The organism is Nocardia vinacea NBRC 16497, from assembly GCF_000308835.1.
Taxonomy (GTDB): Bacteria; Actinomycetota; Actinomycetes; order Mycobacteriales; family Mycobacteriaceae; genus Nocardia; species Nocardia vinacea.
In genome coordinates this window covers 69,764-88,668 of record NZ_BAGN01000202.1, presented here as the reverse complement: position 1 = coordinate 88,668, position 18,905 = coordinate 69,764, and the positions used below count along the sequence as shown (strand labels likewise).

The 18,905-nt window shown below is 65.8% G+C and carries 16 protein-coding genes; 9 read left to right on the top strand and 7 right to left on the bottom strand.

The genetic code is table 11. From position 1 onward, the window contains the following. Position 1: 1 nt before the first annotated feature. Positions 2-763 carry a crotonase/enoyl-CoA hydratase family protein gene (locus ON44_RS28460; protein ID WP_174415148.1) on the bottom strand — a complete coding sequence of 254 codons (762 nt, stop codon included), beginning with the start codon at positions 761-763 and terminating at the stop codon, positions 2-4. 65 nt (positions 764-828) lie between these two features. On the opposite strand from ON44_RS28460, the gene ON44_RS28455 reads away from it, so the two are divergent. After that, positions 829-1,458 carry a TetR/AcrR family transcriptional regulator gene (locus ON44_RS28455; protein ID WP_040695468.1) on the top strand — a complete coding sequence of 210 codons (630 nt, stop codon included), beginning with the start codon at positions 829-831 and terminating at the stop codon, positions 1,456-1,458. After that, positions 1,445-3,064 carry an acyl-CoA dehydrogenase family protein gene (locus tag ON44_RS28450; protein ID WP_040695466.1) on the top strand — a complete coding sequence of 540 codons (1,620 nt, stop codon included), beginning with the start codon at positions 1,445-1,447 and terminating at the stop codon, positions 3,062-3,064. Before ON44_RS28455 ends, ON44_RS28450 begins: the two co-directional genes overlap by 14 nt. Before the next feature lie 15 nt (positions 3,065-3,079). On the opposite strand, the gene ON44_RS28445 is transcribed toward ON44_RS28450, so the two are convergent. Next, positions 3,080-3,946, bottom strand: coding sequence for a helix-turn-helix transcriptional regulator (locus tag ON44_RS28445; RefSeq protein ID WP_040695465.1), 867 nt, complete (start codon positions 3,944-3,946; stop codon positions 3,080-3,082). A gap of 74 nt (positions 3,947-4,020) precedes the next feature. Here ON44_RS28445 and ON44_RS28440 point away from each other — a divergent pair, with 74 nt between their 5' ends. Next, entirely contained in the window at positions 4,021-4,698 is a 678-nt protein-coding gene (locus tag ON44_RS28440; RefSeq protein WP_040695558.1) for a class I SAM-dependent methyltransferase, read from the top strand. On the opposite strand, the gene ON44_RS28435 is transcribed toward ON44_RS28440, so the two are convergent. Continuing rightward, positions 4,695-5,096, bottom strand: coding sequence for a nuclear transport factor 2 family protein (locus ON44_RS28435; RefSeq protein ID WP_040695463.1), 402 nt, complete (start codon positions 5,094-5,096; stop codon positions 4,695-4,697). The genes ON44_RS28440 and ON44_RS28435 overlap by 4 nt on opposite strands. Positions 5,097-5,167: 71 nt before the next feature. On the opposite strand from ON44_RS28435, the gene ON44_RS28430 reads away from it, so the two are divergent. From ON44_RS28430 to ON44_RS28420, 3 genes are all read left to right on the top strand, one after another. Further along, positions 5,168-6,070, top strand: a complete 903-nt coding sequence (locus ON44_RS28430; protein WP_040695461.1) for a LysR family transcriptional regulator — start codon at positions 5,168-5,170, stop codon at positions 6,068-6,070. A gap of 65 nt (positions 6,071-6,135) precedes the next feature. Then, entirely contained in the window at positions 6,136-6,816 is a 681-nt protein-coding gene (locus ON44_RS28425) for a nucleoside/nucleotide kinase family protein (protein ID WP_040695557.1), read from the top strand. Between the two features lie 82 nt (positions 6,817-6,898). Continuing rightward, positions 6,899-7,321, top strand: a complete 423-nt coding sequence (locus ON44_RS28420) for an SRPBCC family protein (protein ID WP_040695459.1) — start codon at positions 6,899-6,901, stop codon at positions 7,319-7,321. Positions 7,322-7,324: 3 nt separating this feature from the next. Here ON44_RS28420 and pgi read toward each other — a convergent pair whose 3' ends face one another. Then, positions 7,325-8,998, bottom strand: coding sequence for a glucose-6-phosphate isomerase (pgi, locus tag ON44_RS28415; RefSeq protein WP_040695457.1), 1,674 nt, complete (start codon positions 8,996-8,998; stop codon positions 7,325-7,327). A 196-nt stretch (positions 8,999-9,194) separates the two neighbouring features. Between pgi and ON44_RS28410 the strand changes: the two genes are divergently transcribed. Next, complete coding sequence (locus ON44_RS28410; RefSeq protein ID WP_040695456.1) at positions 9,195-10,649, top strand: NAD-dependent succinate-semialdehyde dehydrogenase; 1,455 nt, start codon at positions 9,195-9,197, stop codon at positions 10,647-10,649. Positions 10,650-10,767: 118 nt separating this feature from the next. On the opposite strand, the gene ON44_RS28405 is transcribed toward ON44_RS28410, so the two are convergent. Further along, a complete protein-coding gene (locus ON44_RS28405) occupies positions 10,768-11,061 on the bottom strand; it encodes a chorismate mutase (RefSeq protein ID WP_040695556.1) in 294 nt (97 codons plus the stop codon). Positions 11,062-11,440: 379 nt separating this feature from the next. Here ON44_RS28405 and pcrA point away from each other — a divergent pair, with 379 nt between their 5' ends. Beyond that, positions 11,441-14,068 (top strand): DNA helicase PcrA, encoded by a 2,628-nt coding sequence (gene pcrA / locus ON44_RS28400; protein ID WP_245567367.1) that lies wholly within the window; start codon positions 11,441-11,443, stop codon positions 14,066-14,068. Positions 14,069-14,120: 52 nt separating this feature from the next. Next, positions 14,121-14,546 (top strand): hypothetical protein, encoded by a 426-nt coding sequence (locus ON44_RS28395; protein ID WP_040695455.1) that lies wholly within the window; start codon positions 14,121-14,123, stop codon positions 14,544-14,546. Between the two features lie 249 nt (positions 14,547-14,795). Here the strand turns inward: ON44_RS28395 and ON44_RS52835 are convergent, their stop codons facing one another. Together ON44_RS52835 and ON44_RS28380 are read right to left on the bottom strand one after the other, a co-directional pair. Beyond that, positions 14,796-15,746 carry a M23 family metallopeptidase gene (locus ON44_RS52835; protein ID WP_373283218.1) on the bottom strand — a complete coding sequence of 317 codons (951 nt, stop codon included), beginning with the start codon at positions 15,744-15,746 and terminating at the stop codon, positions 14,796-14,798. Positions 15,747-17,284: 1,538 nt separating this feature from the next. Beyond that, positions 17,285-18,400 carry a M23 family metallopeptidase gene (locus ON44_RS28380; RefSeq protein ID WP_245567366.1) on the bottom strand — a complete coding sequence of 372 codons (1,116 nt, stop codon included), beginning with the start codon at positions 18,398-18,400 and terminating at the stop codon, positions 17,285-17,287. Positions 18,401-18,905 lie beyond the last annotated feature (505 nt).

The window sequence follows — 18,905 nt, the reverse complement described above, 5'->3', positions numbered from 1 at the left end:
GTCAGGTACGCGCACCGTGACGGCCCGCACCGGCGGCGAACCGTTGCGCGCCGTCCAAGGCTCCGTCGGCCAGGGCCTTCAGGCCGTGTCGGTATTCATTGAGCAGCGCTGTCTCCTCGTCCATACCGTCCTGCTCCAGCAGCGACATGCGGTCCGAGCGCAGGCAGGTCTGCGGCAGTGCGGCCAGTTCGGCGGCGAGTTGTTCGGCGGCGCTGCGGGATTCGCCATTCGGCACCACGCGATTGATCAGCCCGATCTGCAATGCCTCCGTGGCGGCGACGGCGCGCCCGGTGAGCACCATGTCCATCGCGCGCCCGGTGCCGATAATGCGGGGCAACCGAATCGTGCCGCCATCGATGAGCGGTACACCCCAGCGGCGACAGAACACGCCAAAGGTGCTGTCCTGCTCGGCAACTCGCATATCGCACCACAGGGCAAGCTCGAGCCCGCCTGCCACCGCGTATCCGGAGACCGCGGCGATCACCGGTTTGGACAGCCGCATTCGGGTCGGTCCCATCGGACCGTCACCGTCCTCGGTGACCCGATTGGAGCGCTCGGTGCCGAGCGCCTTCAGATCCGCGCCCGCGCAGAAGGTGCCGCCATCACCCCACAGCACGGCGGCCGCCGCATCCGGATCGGCATCGAATTCGCGGAATGCGTCGACCAGGGCCGCGGCGGTCGGACCGTCGACGGCATTGCGTGCCTCGGGGCGGTGCAGGATCACGGTGGTCACGGGCCCGTTGCGTTCGATTCGCACAGTCACGAGCACGACCATACGCCGTCAGAAATACCTTGTGTGAAGAAATGAATTTGTGGTTCACTTCTTGTATGGCCTACCGCAGAACTCCTGCCGTGCAGGCCCGCCTCGATGCCCAGGCGGGCCTGATCGTGCAGGCGGCGACCAAGGTGCTGTCCCGCGCGGGCTATGCCGGACTGTCCATGGCGGCCGTCGCCGCCGAGGCGGGCGTGGCCACCGGAACGGTCTACAAGAACTTCAGCGGTAAGGCCGACCTGGTGAGCGCGGTATTCCGGAAGGTGGTCGCGCACGAAGTGGCCGCAGTGGTAACCGCAAGCGCCTCGGGAACGGCCGTCGAGCGGGTGACCGCGGCGGTGGAAACCTTCGCTGGCCGGGCGCTGAAGAATCCGAAACTCGCCTACGTCCTGCTCGTCGAACCCGTCGATACCGTGGTCGATGCCGAGCGTCTGCGCTTCCGCCGTGCCTTCGCCGAAGCCTTCGAATCCGCTGTCGCGGAAGGGGTTTCGCGTGGTGAATTGCCCGCGCAGGATGCCAAGACCAGCGCGGCCGCGCTCGTCGGCGCGATCGGCGAGGTCTTGGTCGGCCCGCTGGCCGATGCCCCGCACAGCGAATCCGTTGTGCCCGAACTCATCAGTTTCGCGTTACGCGCACTTGGTGTGCGCGATGAATCCGACTCAGGAGTGTCCGATGCCGACGCATGAAGTCTTCAACCAGGTTCCCGATATCGTGCCCTTCGATGTCGCGCAGAACCCGGCCCTGCTCGAGGGACTGCACCGCGAAGGCGCCGGCTGGGCTGAACCCGAAGTGCGCGAACTCGGCAGGCTCGCAGGCGGATTCGAAGCGCAGGAGTGGGGCCGCCTCGCCAACGAATACCCGCCCGTCCTGCATACCCACGACCGCTACGGCAACCGCATCGATGAGGTCGAATTCCATCCGTACTGGCACGAGTTGATGAAAGTCGCTGTCGCGCACGGACTCCACGGCTCACCCTGGCTCGACGACCGGCCGGGCACCCATACCGCCCGCGCGGCCAAGTTCTACACCTGGGGTGTCGCGGATGCCGGGCATATGTGTCCGATCTCGATGACCTACGCCGTCGTGCCCGCGTTGCGCCACAATCCGGAACTCGCGGCCAAGTACGAACCGCTACTCGGTTCCCGTACTTACGATTTCGGTCTGCGGGAACCGTCGACCAAGGCCGGTCTCATCGCGGGCATGTCGATGACCGAGAAGCAGGGCGGCTCCGACGTCCGCGCCAACACCACCACCGCCACACCGCAGCCCGATGGCAGTTACCGCATCGTCGGCCACAAGTGGTTCACCTCGGCGCCCATGTCGGATATGTTCCTCACCCTGGCCCAGGCGCCAGGCGGTCTGTCCTGCTTCCTGCTGCCGCGCGTCCTCCCGGACGACACCCGCAATCCCATTCGGATCCAACGCCTCAAGGACAAGCTCGGCAACAAGTCGAACGCCTCCTCGGAGATCGAATACGAGAACGCCACCGGCTGGCTGGTCGGCGCGGAGGGTGCCGGCGTCAAGACCATCATCGAAATGGTCAATATGACCCGCCTGGACTGCGTCATCGGCTCCGCCACCGGCATGCGCGTCGGCGCCGTCTACGCAGCGCACCACGCGCGGCACCGAGAAGCGTTCGGGGCCAAGCTGATCGACCAACCCGCGATGCGCAATGTGCTCGCCGACCTGGTGATCGAATCCGACGCCGCCACCACGGTCATGATGCGCCTGGCCGGTGCGACCGACCGCGCGGGGACCGATCCCGCCGAGGCCGCGCTGCGCCGAATCGCCTTGGCGGTCACCAAGTATTGGGTCTGCAAGCGTGCTCCCGCGCATGCGGCCGAGGCTCTGGAATGCTTCGGCGGCAATGGTTATGCCGAGGAATCCGGTATGCCCCGGCTGTACCGCGAGGCCCCGCTCATGTCGATCTGGGAAGGCTCCGGCAATGTCGCGGCGCTGGACGCCTTGCGCGCCATGGGCCGTCAGCCCGAAACCGTGGAGGCCTTCTTCAACGAAGTCTCCCTCGCCGCCGGTGCCGACCCCCGCCTCGACGATGCCATCGGCCGCCTCGGCAAGGAACTGTCCGACCTCGACGAAATCGAATACCGCGCCCGCCGCATCGTCGAACTCATGGCCCTGGTCCTACAGGGCGCGCAACTCGTCCGCCACGGCCACCCCGCAGTCGCCGACGCCTTCTGCGCCACCCGCCTCGGCGACGACTGGGCCATCGCCTTCGGCACCCTCCCCACCGGCGTGAACACCACCGACATCATCGCCCGCGCCCTCACCTGACCCGGGTCGCTCGCGTCAGCGCGCGAGGGAAGCAGGCTGGGCGCGCCATTGCCGAGGTGAAAGATCGTTGTTGCGCCGGAACAAGCGCGTGAAGTAGCCCGCGTCCGGAATCCCGACCCGCCGGGCAACCTCACCGACCGGCAGATCCGTTTCGGCCAACAACCGGCGGGCCTCGGTCATCCGCCGCTCGGTGATCCACGCCTGCACCGTGCGCCCGGTGCGTCGGCGCACCACGGTGGTGAGATGCCCCGGCGTCATGCCGACCGCATCCGCCACATCGCGCAGCGACAGCGGTGCGGTGTGCCGCTGGTCGATCACATCGAACACCTCGGCGAGCAGCGGTTCGCCGCTGCGCCGCAGATCGCCCACCACATCGGCGGCCAACCGTGCGAGTTCGATCAGCAGCAGTGTCAGATGTGCCGATGCCGCCTGCCGATATCCCTCCTGCCGCTGTGCCAGCTCGGTATCGATGGCGGCAATCGCACTGTCCCACAACGGTCTTCGTTCCATCGGAACCGCCAACTCCAGCACCCCGCCCGAATGCTCGTGCAGGAATGGAAACAGCAACGGATGCGCCCGCCACGCGGGCCAGGGCGCACGTCCGGCATCGCCGAGCGCCGCGGGATCGAAGAACACCCCGACCGCGCCTTCGAACTCGTGCGGCGGGGCCGCCTCGATCACCTGACCTGCCGCGACGACGTACACCACACCGACGGACCGGACGTAGAGCAATACCGGAAAGTCGTGAATATGCGGGCGGTGGCCGAGCTCGGCATGACGATCGAAGCGCAGCAGCGACACCGGCGGCGTGACCTGATCACTCCGGTAGTCGTACACCGGTACACCACGGCGGTGCCGCACCACCCGGGTAGCCTCGGTCATGACACCGAAAATAGTCCAAATTCGGCCGATAATCGCCCAATTATCAAGCTGGATCTGCGAGCACCATGAGAATCATGACCAAAGATCATCCACATTCGGTACTCAAAGCCATGGGCAACCGGCACGACTACCTGCCCGCAGCGGGTCGCGACGCACTGCTGCCCACCTACGATCTGCTCACCCGCCTGCTCGGCATGTACAAACTCCACGAAGCCCTCGTCGCGCAGGCCGAACTCACACCCGGTCATCAGGTACTGGAAATCGGCTGTGGCACCGGCAATCTCACCCTGAAGGCCAAAAGAACCCAACCTGCGGCGGAGGTGATCGGCTCCGATCCCGACCCGCTCGCACTCGCCCGCGCCGAGCGAAAGGCGAACGGCCTGAACGGAATCCGTTTCGAACGCGCCTACGCCCAGGAACTGCCCTATCCGGATAAAGAATTCGACCGGGTCCTGTCATCGATGATGCTGCATCACCTCGAGACCGACATCAAAACCGCAGCACTGGCCGAGGCGCTGCGCGTCCTGCGCCCCGGCGGTAACCTGCACATCCTCGATATCGGCGGCGAGGTGACCCCGGACGACGGCCTGATGGCCCGGCTGCTGCTGCACAACCATCATGCCCACGACAACCTCGGCGACGGCATCCCCCAACTCCTGCGCACCGTCGGCTTCGACTGCACCGTGGTCGCTTCCCAGCGCCACCGTCGCCTTGGTCGCGTCACCTTCTACCGCGGCACCCGCCCGAACTAGCCAACGCGCTGTAGCACCCGCTCGACCAGTGCCGTATCGCAATGCTCGATCACCTCGGTGAGCTGACCACGTGCGATCCGGAAAATGAAACAGTAGGTCTGTTCGTAAGGCTCGCCGCCGGTGGTGATGCCGTGGCCGCGGACCTGGGCGACGACGCGGTCGTCTTCGGCAAGCACGAACTCGGCCGCGCTGCGGTACTCGGTGAACTGAGTCATCAGCGGCCGCAGAAGTTCGTTCAGCACAACCGTTTTCGGTTCCCAGGTGCGCGACCACGACCAGTTCCCCGGAAAGATCCACCGGAAGTCCTCGGCCATGGCCTCGCCCATCGCACGGGTATTGCCCTGGGACATCTGGTCGAAGATGTCCTCGATCAGTTTCTTGTTCGCTGCTGCACTCATACATTCGACGCTAGGGAGCGCCGAGATATGCGACAAGCGAGACTCTCGCATACTTGGTATGAGTAGACAGCATGGGTGAGTTCACGATCGTAGGATTGCGAGTGGTCCGGGAGGCCGCACGGAGCGGGTCGTTCTCGACCGCAGCGGAGAATCTGGGCTACACGCAGTCGGCGGTATCCCGGCAGATCGCCCTGATGGAGCAGGCGGCGGGCCGGGCATTGTTCGAACGGCATGCGCGCGGCGTGCAGACCACCGATGCGGGCCGGATCGTGCTGCGCCATGCCGAAACGGTGCTCGGTGGACTCGGTTCCGCGCGGCAAGAACTCGACGAACTGACCGCGCGCCCGCCCGCCACACTCCGCGTCGGCGCATTCTCGACCGCCATGGCCGCACTGGTGCCGAGGGCCATCGCCGCCACCGCGCCGCGACTCGCGCGAGTACCGCTACGCGAAGGAACCAGTCCACGGTTGGTATCCGCCGTCGCGCGCGGGCGGCTGGATCTGGCGGTGGTGACCGAGACACGAAATCTGCCCGCGGATACCGAGATCGAGCCACTCCTGGACGACCCGCTGCTCATCGCGGTCCCACCGGACCATGCGCTCGCAGGCCACGCCAGCGTCGCGCCGGCGCAGCTGCGCGGGGAACGCTGGATCGCGGGCAGCACCGAGGTGAGCAGCACCCTGCTCGGCGCATGGCGCGACGCCACCTGGGAACCGGAGATCGCCTTTGTCGCCCGTGACTGGTTCGCCAAGCTCGGGCTGGTCGCGGCGGGTATGGGCAGCACCGTCGTACCCGGAATCGCGGTGCCGGTCCTGCCGTCGGGCATCGCGCTGGTCCGCATCGACCATCCCGCAGCGGTTCGCACGACGTGCGTCGTCTATCGAAGAGGCGACTCCCCGAGACAGATCTTCATCGAGGCACTGCGCGACGCCGCCGCCGACCTCGCCACCGAAGTCCGCCAGCGACTTCGATAGCCGACCTATATAGCCACGCGCCCAAATTCGCAGCGGACCGACTCATGCTGAGTACTGTGATTTCGATGACACGGACTTCCGTCGAAATGCCGTTGCGCTCGCTGGTCGAGCACCTGCGGATCCGGGCGGCGGGGTGCGCCCGACGGTACGTGCTCGGCATCGCCGGTCCGCCGGGTGCGGGTAAATCCACGCTCTCCAAGGCCATTCGCGACGATATGAACAACCGAGCCGGTGCCCGGATCGCCGAGATCGCACCGATGGATGGCTTCCACCTGCCCAACGCCGTACTGCGCGCCACGGCGAATCTGGAGCACAAGGGCGAACCGCACACCTTCGACGCGGCGGCCTTCGTGGAAACCCTGCGGCGCCTACGCGATACCCCACTCGGCGAGCCGGTGCCGTGGCCGACCTTCGACCGCGCCATCGAGGAACCGACCCCGGCCGGTGTCGTCTTCGATCGGCAGGAGATCGCCATTACCGAGGGCAACTACCTGCTGCTGTCCGACGGTGCCTGGTCGGGCGCGCGCGAATTCCTCGACGAGGTCTGGTACCTGGACGTGGCCCGCGAGGTGCTCGAACAACGCCTGCTGCGCCGCCACCTTCGCGGCGGCCGTACCCCTGACGCCGCGAAAATCAAGGTGTACGACAGTGATCTACCCAATGCCGATCTGATCGCCGATACCCGGCACGGTGCCGACCTCGTTCTGCGTCAGCGCGGCGGCCGCTACTACGCCGCCGAGGGGTGATATGCGCCGCGTCGCCGAATCACGCTGGAGGTGACATGATCTCGCTCGACAAATCGTGTCGAGGTAGCCGGGAGCAAGCGGGATGTGGGAGTACGAATACAGCGCGGAGACTGCGGTCGCACCGGAGGCGCTGTGGCGGTGCTGGTCGGATGTGGAGTCCTGGCCCGAATGGAACGAAGGGCTCGACGAGATCGAAATCGACGGCCCGTTCGAGGTTGGCACTTCGTTCACCATGACGCTCCCCGGCGGCGATACCGTGCGCATGCGCCTGGTGGAGATCGAACCCGGCGAACTGTTCACCGATGAAATGGACGGCGGCGATTTCACCGTCGTCACCGAGCACCGTCTGGAGCCGGCGGGCGAGGGCTGGACCCGCGTCGTCTATCGGACCGAGATCATCGGCGACGCCGCCGATACCGTCGGCCCCGAAATCGGTCCGGAGATCACCGCCGACTTCCCGGATGTCGTCGCCGCCCTGATCAAGACGGCGCAAGCGCTGGGCTGAGGCTCAGCGGTTGTCGCGGTACCAGCCGATCAGGGCGTCGGTGGACGAGTCCCCTTGCGGCTGCGGCTCTTCTGGAGACGTCAGCAAGGGGGCGAGCGCGAGCGCCTGCTGCTTACCGAGTTCCACGCCCCACTGGTCGAAGCTATCGATGCCCCAGATGGTGCCCTCGACGAATACCTGGTGTTCGTAGAGCGCGATCAACTGGCCGACCACCGAGGGGGTGAGCTGCGGCGCGAGGATGGTGGTGCTCGGCCGATTGCCCGGCATCACCTTGTGCGGCACCACTTTCGGGTCGGTGCCCTCGTCACCGTAGCGATCGCTTGCGGGTCGCTCGAAAGGATCAGCGATCTCCTCGGCAGTCTTGCCGAAGGCGAGCACCTTGGTCTGCGCGAACAGGTTGCTCATCAGGATGTCGTGCATGCTGCCGGTGCCGTCGATGGTGGGCAGATCGGCGGTGGGCTGGGCGAATCCGATGAAATCGGCCGGGATCAGCCGGGTGCCCTGGTGCAGCAGCTGGTAGAAGGCGTGCTGGCCGTTGGTTCCCGGTTCGCCCCAGAAGATTTCGCCGGTCGAGGTGGTCACCGGGGTGCCGTCGGCGCGCACCGATTTGCCGTTGGACTCCATGGTCAGCTGCTGCAGATAGGCCGGAAAGCGCGACAGATCGTTCGAATAAGGCAGCACCGCACGCGATTCCGCGCCGAAGAAGTTCGAGTACCAGATGCCGAGCAAGCCGAGCAGTACCGGACCGTTGCGATCCAGCGGCTCGGTCGCGAAATGCCGGTCGACGGTGTGCATTCCGGCCAGGAATTCGGCGAAGCGCTCCTTGCCGATGGTCGCCATCACCGAAAGGCCGATGGCCGAATCCACCGAATAGCGACCCCCGACCCAATCCCAGAAGCCGAACATATTCGCGGTGTCGATGCCGAATTCGGCGACTCGCTCGGCATTCGTCGAGACGGCCACGAAATGCTTGGCGACGGCGTCCTCGCCGAGCGCGGCGACCAGCCAGCGTCGGGCGGCGGTGGCATTGGTGAGCGTCTCCAGCGTCGAAAACGTCTTGGAGGCAACAATGAACAGCGTGGTTGCCGGGTCGAGCCCGTCGAGTTCCGCGAGCAGATCGGCCGGGTCGACATTCGAGACGAATCGGGCGCCGATTCCGGCATCGGCATAGTGCCGCAGCGCGCGGTGCACCATATCCGGGCCGAGATCCGAACCGCCGATACCGATATTCACCACGGTCTTGATGCGTTCGCCGGTCGCGCCGCGCCATGTACCGGAGCGCACCGCGTCGGTGAATTCGCCCATCCGCCGCAGCACCTCGTGCACCTCGGCACCCGCATCCGCGCCGTCCACGATGACCGACTCGCCCTCGGGCAGGCGCAGCGCGATATGTTCGACCGCGCGGTCCTCCGAGGTGTTGATGTGGTCGCCGCGGTACATCGCGTCGCGTCGTTCGGCCACCCCGGCCTCATGCGCCAATTCGACCAGCAGATGCAGGGTTTCCCGGGTGACGCGGTGCTTGCTGTAGTCGATGTGCAGGTCCCCGACCCCGACGATCAGCTCGCGGCCGCGGTCGGGATCCTCGGCGAAGAATTCACGCAGGTGTCGTCCGGCGACGGCGACATGGTGCTCGTGCAGTTTCCGCCAGGCCGCCGATGCGGTGATGTCGCTGCTCACGTCCGCGAGGTTACAAGCACTCGATCGGGCGCGCAGGGAAGGACCGCATACTTTCGCCGATGTTGTCCTGACGGCTACCCCGTGGCGATCATTCGCGTGTCGCTCGGACCGGGACGCATCCCGCTCGAATAGGTCGGCGAATTTCGGATCGATGAGTCGGGGGTGATGCGCGAGCGCGCGGCTTAGGCTGGGGTGCATGGTGTCCGAACGCGAAGTACTCCAATCCGTGCCGACGCAGCTGTGGATCGGCGGTCCCGTCGACGCCACCGGGGGCGGCACCTTCCCCGTGCACAATCCGGCCGACGGGCAGGTGCTGGCCGAGGTCGCCGACGCCACGCCGGAAGATGCCGTGCGGGCGCTCGACGCGGCCGCCGCGGTGCAGGCCGAATGGGCGGCGACACCGTCGCGGGAGCGCGGCGAGATCCTGCGCCGGGTCTTCGATCAGCTGACCGCGCGCGCCGAGGAATTCGCGCTGCTGATGACGCTGGAGATGGGCAAAGCGCTGCCGGAAAGCCGCAACGAGGTGCGCTACGGCGCCGAATTCTTCCGCTGGTTCAGCGAGGAGGCGGTGCGGGCGCACGGACGCTACCTGCACGCGCCGTCCGGTACCGGGCGGATCATGGTGCACAAACAGCCGGTCGGGCCGTGTCTGGCCATCACGCCGTGGAACTTCCCGCTCGCCATGGGCACCCGGAAGATCGGACCCGCGCTGGCCGCGGGGTGCACGATGATCGTCAAGCCCGCATCGGCTACACCGCTGACCATGTTGGCGCTGGCGAAGCTGTGCAGTGCAGCGGGGCTGCCGGACGGGGTGCTCTCGGTGATCACCTCCAGCCGTTCCGGCGCCGTCACCCAGCCGCTGCTCGACGATCCGCGCCTGCGCAAACTCACCTTCACCGGATCCACCGAGGTCGGCAAGAAGCTGGTGGAGAAGTCGGCGAACGGACTGCTGCGCACCTCGATGGAGCTCGGCGGCAACGCACCGTTCGTGGTCTTCGACGATGCCGATATCGACGCCGCCGTACAGGGCGCGATGCTGGCCAAACTGCGCAACGGCGGTGAGGCGTGTACCGCGGCCAACCGCTTCCACGTGCAGAACGGCGTGCTCGAGGAGTTCACCACCAAACTCGTCGAGGCGATGTCGAATACGGTCACCCTCGGACCAGGTACCGATCCGAACACCACGCTCGGCCCGCTCATCAACGAGGAGCAGCTCGATACCGTCAGCGAACTGGTCGATGACGCGGTGGCAGTCGGTGCGCAGGTCCGCCTCGGCGGCAAGGCTCCCGGCGGCCCCGGCTGGTTCTATCCCGCGACCATCCTCAGCGAGGTCCCCGCGAATGCTCGGATCCTGCGCGAGGAGGTCTTCGGCCCCGTCGCCCCCATCGTCGGCTTCGAAACCGAGGAAGAGGGTCTCGCCGCCGCCAATAACACCGAATTCGGCCTGGTGAGCTACGTCTACACCCGCGATCTCGACCGCGCCCTGCGCATCGCCGAGGGCCTCGAATCCGGCATGGTCGGCATCAACCGCGGCGTAATTTCCGATCCCGCAGCACCTTTCGGCGGCGTCAAGGCCTCGGGCTTCGGCCGCGAAGGCGGTATCGAGGGCATCGAGGAGTACTTGTCCACGAAGTACATCGCCCTGACCTGACCCGCAGACATGAAACGACCGCCCCGGGGTGAAATACACCCGGGGCGGCCTTGTGGAAGGCGGCGATCTTGCGAACGTCGCGTGGTTCGATCGGTCCGCTAGTGGCGGCCGGAGACGGTCAGTGGCCCAGTCGGCCGCGACCGAGGCGCAGCAGCAGCATGGCGAGGGTGTGGCCCTCCTGGCCGAGTTCGCTGAAGCGCTCGAGCACCTTCATCTCACGACTGTGTACGAGGCGGGGGCCGCCGGAGGCCATACGCGTGCGGCCGATGATCCGCGAGACCTCGGTGCGGCGCTTGATGGCGGCCAGAATTTCCGCGTCGAGCTGGTCGATCTCCTTGCGGAGCTTGTCGATCTCGGCCTCGGTGTGGGGCAGAGCCGAATCGGACCCGGTCGTCGTGGCGGGGGTGCTCATCATTCATCTCCTCGTGTCAGAACATGGATCGGCCGGTGAGCCGAGCTCGTTACCGATCGGTTCTTTCACCGTGCAAAACAAACCTGGTAGGTCTTGCAATCCTCCCCCCAGGCAGCGCGCTCAGGTACAAAGTCCGCGATCACGATATCCGGCCGTTAGCCGAATCGGATACTTCGCGGCGGTCGCGCAGGTCATATGGGCCAGTCTGCCACGGGGCCGAAGCAATGCAAAACGCTTCATTTTGTGAATCTCCTGAGAAGGCTTGCACGTTCCGACGTCCCTGTCGACCCGGGGCGGTTCACCTGCTGTTCGCGGAATGGACACCGATGTCGACCGAGACTTCATCTCTGTCGGTGCCCGCCGGTAGCGTGGATGGACGATGGACATCACGGTGGCTCCCCAGACGCAGGCCGGGCGGACTCGGCACCAGGATTCAGCGCAGAAACCGCTGGTCGACGCTGCTCGCACCGGGGAGATGGGCGACCCTGCCGTGCCCACCGCGCCGGGGGTAGTGCACCCGGCCGACGATGCAGCGTCGCGGCGTGTCGTGGACGACAAGCACCGTGTCGAACAAGAAAAGCGCCGCGCCGAACGTGAGCAACGTCGCGCGGAGGAGGCCGAGCGACTGCTCGACGGCCTCAACCCGCAGCAGCGCGCCGCGGTCGTACACACCGGTGCGCCGCTGTTGATCGTCGCGGGCGCGGGTTCTGGCAAGACCGCCGTGCTCACCCGGCGCATCGCCTATTTGCTGGCCGCTCGGGGAGTAACGCCTGGTCAGGTCCTGGCCATCACCTTCACCAATAAGGCCGCCGCCGAAATGCGCGAGCGGGTGAGCGGGCTGGTCGGTCCGCGCGCGAACAACATGTGGGTCTCGACCTTCCACTCCAGTTGCGTCCGCATCCTGCGCATGCAGGCGGCGCTGCTGCCCGGCCTGAATTCCAATTTCTCCATCTACGACGCCGACGATTCCCGGCGGTTGCTCACCATGATCAGCCGCGACTTCGATATCGACGTCAAGAAATATTCGGCGCGGCTGCTGGCCACCGCCATCTCGAATTTGAAGAACGAGCTCATCGGGCCCGAGCAGGCCACCGCCGATGCCGAAACCGACGAAACCGAACTGCCCGGACTCGTCGCCCGCGTTTACACCGAATATCAGCGCCGGTTGCGTTCGGCGAACGCACTCGACTTCGACGATCTGATCGGCGAAACGGTGGCACTGCTGCAGAACCATCCGCAGGTCGCCGAGTACTACCGTCGCCGGTTCCGGCATGTGCTGGTCGACGAGTACCAGGACACCAACCACGCCCAGTACATCCTGGTCCGCGAGCTGGTCGGGCATCACGCGGCGGAGCAGACCGAAGACGCGGTCGCGCCGAGCGAACTGTGCGTCGTCGGTGACGCGGACCAGTCCATCTACGCGTTCCGCGGCGCGACCATCCGCAATATCGAGGAATTCGAGCGCGACTTCCCGGATGCGGAAACCATTCTGCTGGAACAGAACTACCGCTCCACCCAGAACATTCTGTCCGCCGCGAACGCGGTGATATCGCGCAATGAGAAGCGCAGGGACAAGCGGCTGTGGACCGACTCCGGTGAGGGCGATCTGATCACCGGCTACGTCGCCGACAACGAGCACGACGAGGCCTCGTTCGTGGCGCGCGAGATCGACCGGCTGGTGGACGCGGGTGATGCCAACTACAGCGATGTCGCGGTCTTCTACCGCACCAACAACAATTCCCGCGCGTTGGAAGAAATCTTCATTCGCATGGGACTGCCCTACAAGGTGGTCGGCGGCGTGCGCTTCTACGAGCGCAAGGAGGTGCGCGATATCGTCGCGTACCTGCGCGTGCTCGACAATCCGGACGATACGGTGAGCCTGCGCCGCATCCTCAACACTCCGCGCCGCGGCATCGGCGACCGGGCCGAGGCCTGTGTGGCGGTGCATGCCGAACAGCGCGGCATCGGTTTCGCCGCGGCATTGCGCGATGCGGCCGATGGCAAAGTGGCACTGCTCAATACGCGGGCGCAGCGCGCGATCGCCGGATTCCTCGACCTGCTCGAAGAGGTGCGGGAGGCCGGTGCGCAGGCGGATCAGGACTTCCCCGACCTCGGCAATATGGTCGAGGCGGTTCTCGACCGCACCGGCTACCGAGCCGAGTTGGAGGGCTCCGACGATCCGCAGGACGGTGCCCGGCTCGACAACCTGAACGAATTGGTGAGCGTCGCGCGGGAATTCAGCTCCGAGGCCTACAACAATGCCGAGGCCGCCCGGGAAGAGGGACTGGTGCCGGAGGTGGCCGAGGGCGAACCCGACCCGGGCTCGCTCGCCGCCTTCCTCGAACGCGTCTCGCTGGTGGCCGATAGCGATCAGCTGCCCGAGGAGGGCACCGGCGTGGTCACCATGATGACGCTGCACACGGCCAAGGGCCTGGAATTCCCGGTGGTTTTCGTGACCGGCTGGGAGGACGGGCAGTTCCCGCACATGCGCGCACTCGGCGATCCGACCGAACTGGCCGAGGAACGCCGCCTCGCTTACGTCGGCATCACCCGGGCGAGGCAACGGCTCTACGTCACCCGCGCTGTGGTGCGTTCCGGCTGGGGGCAGCCGGTCTCGAATCCGGAATCCCGATTCCTGCAAGAGATACCGGCCCACCTCGTCGACTGGAAGCGGTTGGAGCCGAAAGGGTCGCCACTCACCCGCAGCATCCGCCGCCGCGGCGACGACGACGGTCTGGAACACGACTGGACTCGCGACGGCTGGAATCAGCAGCGACCGGGCGTCAGCGACCGCGCCCCACGCCGCCCCGCACCCGGTGGCGCCAGCCGCAACAATGCCAATCTCGTACTGGCTGTTGGCGATCGAGTCAGCGATGACAAGTACGGCCTCGGCCGCGTGGTAGCAGCCGAAGGCTTCGGCCCCCTGGCGACCGTCACGATCGACTTCGGCACCGCAGGCAAGATCCGCCTCATCCCGCAATACAGCCGCACCCTGATCAAGCTCTGATAGGGGCCTTCGACCCTGATCTATCGACGATGCGGTCGGTAGCGTGCGCGACATGGAAACCGTCGCGCAACACCTGCTGTGGTTGCTTCCGATGCTGTGGCTCGGCATGGTGCTGGCCATCTCGTTCCTGGAAGCGCCGCTGAAGTTCCGGGCGCCGGGCATAACCGTGCCGCTCGGCCTCGGCATCGGACGGTTGGTATTCCGGGCGCTCAATATCGTGGAGGCCGTCCTCGCCGCCCTGTTGATCGTCGCGGCCCTGGTTGTCGCACCCAGCGATGCGGTTCGGATCTGGCTCGGTGTCGCCGCCGCGATCCTCGCAATCCAACTCCTCGCGGTCCGGCCACTGCTGACCCGCCGCTCGGACCGCGTGCTCGCGGGCGCGGAGTTACCGCGCTCGCACGCTCACTATTGGTATGTGGGGTTGGAGGTAGTCAAGGTCGTGAGCTTGCTAGGCCTGGCGATCGCCGCCGCGCCGTAGCCCTGCGCTTCAGTGCCGGACCGTTCCGCGTCGGAGCGGGTACGTAAGCGCCGGTCGGGCCGTACGGCTGGGAGATATACGCGGGGCACTGTCGGCGTCATCTATGCGCAGGCTTCGGCTGGACAACTCCGGATCGTCGAAACCGGGCGACCACCAGCTGATCAGATGTTCACGATGCGCTGGTGGCGTGGGCCTCTCACCGATGCCGCCATCAGCGCATGGTGAACATTTGTGGGGCGCCAGCGGGGGTTAGTCGCGTTCGGGCCCGAGGCTGATGCCGCGGGTGGCGAGCCAGGGGAGGGGGTCGATGCGGTCGGTGCCGTTGAGCCAGACCTCGAAGTGGCAGTGGGGGCCGGTGGATTCGCCGCGGTTGCCGACGGTGGCGATCTCGTCGCCCGCGAGTACGTGCTGGCCTACCGAGACCAGTGCGGTGTTGATGTGGCCGTACACCGTGACGGTGCCGTCGTCGCCGCGCATCCGTACCCACATGCCGAAACCGGCGGCTGGGCCGGCATCGATAACGGTGCCGTCCTCGACCGCGTAGATCGGTGTGCCGATGGGGGCGGCGACGTCGACACCAGGATGCAGCACGCCCCAGCGCTCGCCGTACCCGGAGGTGAAGCTGCCCGAAGCGAACTTCGTGAACAGCGGCCGCAGCTTCGCCTCCACCTCCGCCGCCAGATCCTGCGCGAACTTATCGCCGTTCTCCAGCACATCGGAGAACTGCCCGAGGCTCGTCGGTGTCGCCGTGTCGAGCAACTCCGGTGTCGTCGGCAGGTCAGCGCTCACCGGCTCCAACGCCTGCTGCTGCCCGACAGCCTGCAATTCCGCTGTCTGCGGCGACTTTTCACTACCCGCCGCCAAATTCTGCCCCGCCGCCACAATCGCCCCCGCCGCCACCGCAATAACCGCGGCCCGCCCCTTCAACGCCCGCGGCGGCGCAGGCACCCGATGCGCGCCACCCCGTCGCTTCCGCCGCCCCGCCGAATCGGCGGCATCACCTACCCGATCTGTCTCCGCCCCGACATTCCGAGCACCGCCCACACCCTCGAAATCGCGACCACCCCGAGCCGCACCGTGATTCCGCAAAGCATCGTCGCGCCGAGTGACAGCGCGATCCTGGAGCCCTTCCCAGTCCACGCCCTCATCACGGCCATTATCGAACCCGCGCCAGTCGGCATTGCCCGCGCTGTGTCGCAGACTGTCGCCGTAATCGTGGTCTACGCCATCGTTCTGGCGTGCATTGTGCTCTTGGCGCACGCCGGCACTCAGGCTTGTGTCGCTTACACCTTCGCTCTGGCTTTCACCGTGGCTCTGGATAACGCGGCCGTTCCAGTCCAGGCTCTGATCGCGGTCGCCGCGGAGCCGGCGCCAGCCGCTATCGCCCATGCCGTGGTCCAGGCTGTTTCCGTAATCCGGGCTTGCGTCGTAGGTCTGGCTTATGCCGTGCCCCAGGCTTGCGCCGTAATTCGGGCGCGCGTCATATTCCAGACTGTCGCCATATTCCAGACTGTCGCCGTGATCCTGGCGTGCGCTGTGGTCTTGGCTTGTGCTGTAGCCCAGGCCTGTGTCGTAATCCTGGACAGCAACGCCGTTCCATTCCAGGTTTTCATCCCGGTCGTCGCCGAACTCATGCCCGCTGCCCGCATTTTGGTCCCGGCTCTGGCCGTAATCCTGACTTGCGTCGTAGGCCTGGCTTGTGCCCTCGCTCTGACTCGTGCCGTGATTCTGAGTGGCGCGGCCGTACCGGTCCAGACCTTGATGGCGGCCGTCGGGGAACCCGTGCCAGTCGGCATTCCCCGTGCTGTAGATCAGGCTATCGCGGTAATCCAGACCTGCGTCGTAGTCCTGCCCTGCGGCGTGATCCCGGATGGCGACGCCGTTCCAGTCAAGGCTCCGATCGCGGCCGTCGCCGAAGCTGTGCCAGCTGCCATCGCCCGCGCTGTAAGTCAGGCTGTCGCCGTAATCGTGGTTTGCGTCGGAGTTCTGGCCTGCGTCGTGGCTCGGCCCTGTGCCATCGCGCTGGCTTGCGCCGTATTCGTGGATAGCGACGCCGCTCCAGTCCACGTTCTCATTCCCGTCACGGAGTTGGTGCCAGCCGCCATCGCCCGCGCTGTAAATCAGGCTGTCGCCGTCATAGTGGGTTGCGTCGTAGATCCGGCTCGCGCCTTGATCGGAGCGTGTGCTGTAGGACTGACTTGTGCCGAAATCCTGACTGCCGCCGTAACTCTGGCCTGCGCTGTAGCCCTGATCAGCGCCATAATTCTGCCCAGTGCCATAGCTCTGGATACCACTATCCAACGATGAATCCGCTTGCGACCATGGATCACTCAGCTTCCAGGATTCACCCCCGTTGAAATCCCCCGGATGTTGCCAAGAATTATCTAGATAATGCTGAACCGGCACCCCTCGCCCACTGGAGTCCGATAACCACTCTCGCGTCATCGCGTTAACCGCATCACACCACTGGCTCGCCCGAATTGTCCTGAACGCGAGGAAAGTTCGAAAGTTCCTGGTCTTCGAGTGTCGTGGACGGCGCTCAGAGTGTTCGCAACGCGCATCGAGATTTTCATCCTCTGGTCACAACTACGGAAGGGGAACGGGTCCATCGACGGTAACGAATCGATAGCGGTACCGCAACCAGTCGTCCGATGAATCTTATTGCCGTACTTTGAATTCGGCTCCAAGCGCGCAGAGATACACCGACTCCAAAGGAAGTCGCTTACCCGGCGAGCAACTCAGTCGCGCTGTTGACCCAAGCTGATACCGCGCGTCGCCAACCACGGCAGCGGATCGACCTTGTCGACACCGTTCAACCACACCTCGAAATGGCAGTGCGGGCCGGTGGAGAAACCACGGTTGCCGATGGTGGCGATCTGATCACCGGCCAGCACGCGCTGACCCTGGGACACCGTTGCGGTGTCGATATGACCGTAGATGGTGACGGTGCCGTCATCGTGCAGCAGTCGCACCCACATACCGAATCCGGATGCCGGACCTGCTTCGATCACGGTGGCGTCGGCGACGGCGTAGATCGGAGTGCCGATCGGGCCCGCGATATCGACGCCGAGATGCTGTACGCCCCAGCGGGCGCCGAATCCGGAGGTGAAATTGCCTGCCGCGAATTTGGTGAACAGCGGGCGGAGTTTCGAGGCTTCCTGCGCCGCCATATCGTCGGCGAACTTCTGCCCCTTTTGCAGCATGTCGCCGAACTGACCGAGATTCGTCGGCGCCGAAACATTCAGTACCTGCGGCGAATCCGGCGAAGTATTCGGATCGGCCACACTGACCGACTGCGCCGCGATTTCGTGAATCTGTCCGGCGGCCTCGTAATCGACGGCCTGCGAAGGCTGTTCGGGCGAGGCGAAGGCGGCCTGTCCGGCGGCGACCACCGCACCCGCGGCGACGGCGACGACCGCGGCGCGGCCCTTGAGCGAGGCGGGGGGCGCGGGCATCCGATGCGCGCCACCATTACCGCGGCTCGCCCGACGGCCCGGGAACACAGTGGGCCGCGCCGGGCCTTCCGGATCCTCGGACTCCCAGGAGGAGTCGCTGTCTTCCCATGATCCTGATCCGTCGCCATCCCAGGATTCGTCGGCGTCCCACGACCCGTCCGCCTCCGGCGTCCATGACGCCTCGGAGTCGGCGTTCCAGGTCTCGTTGCCCTCGGGAGTCCAAGAATCTTCGGACGCCCACGCGCCGCCATCGGCCCAGGAATCGCCTTGCGTCCAAGCCTGCGACTGCCCCCACGAATCAACCTGCGGTGACGAGTCGGCCTGCGGCTGCGCCCACGAATCGGCCCGCGATTGTCCCCAAGCGGAATCGGATCGTGCCCAAGAATCGTTCGCACTCAACGAGCTGTCCTTGTGTCCGCCGGTCGCATATCGATGCTCACCGGCACGCCGCGACGAAGTCCCGAACGGATCTATCGCAGCACTGGAATGTCCACCGAATCCCTCGTCATCATCGGACCGGTAACGATGTCCGGAGCGAGCGCGATTTTCGGTTGCGAAGGTCGAGCGATGGTTCATCGGTGGTGCCACATCATCGAGCGAGAGATCACGGTGTCGAATTGCCTGATCAGAGGCGTTAAGGAACGGCTCTCCGTCTGCGGAGCGCTGTGCTGCGTCAAGCTTGCCGTCCTCCTAGTCGTGACCGTGTTGTGACATCGACCTCAATGACGGTAACGAAACGATTGCGGGGTCCGCAAGCGCTACGTGCGATCAATCCAAACATGTGAGATTGATCACGGTAACGCACCGGAATATCTCACTGTGATCGGGGCATGCGGGTGAGGCAAAGCGACGACGAACCGTAGTAGAAGGCCGTCGGTCGACCGGTTCGGCTGCTCTACCTGGC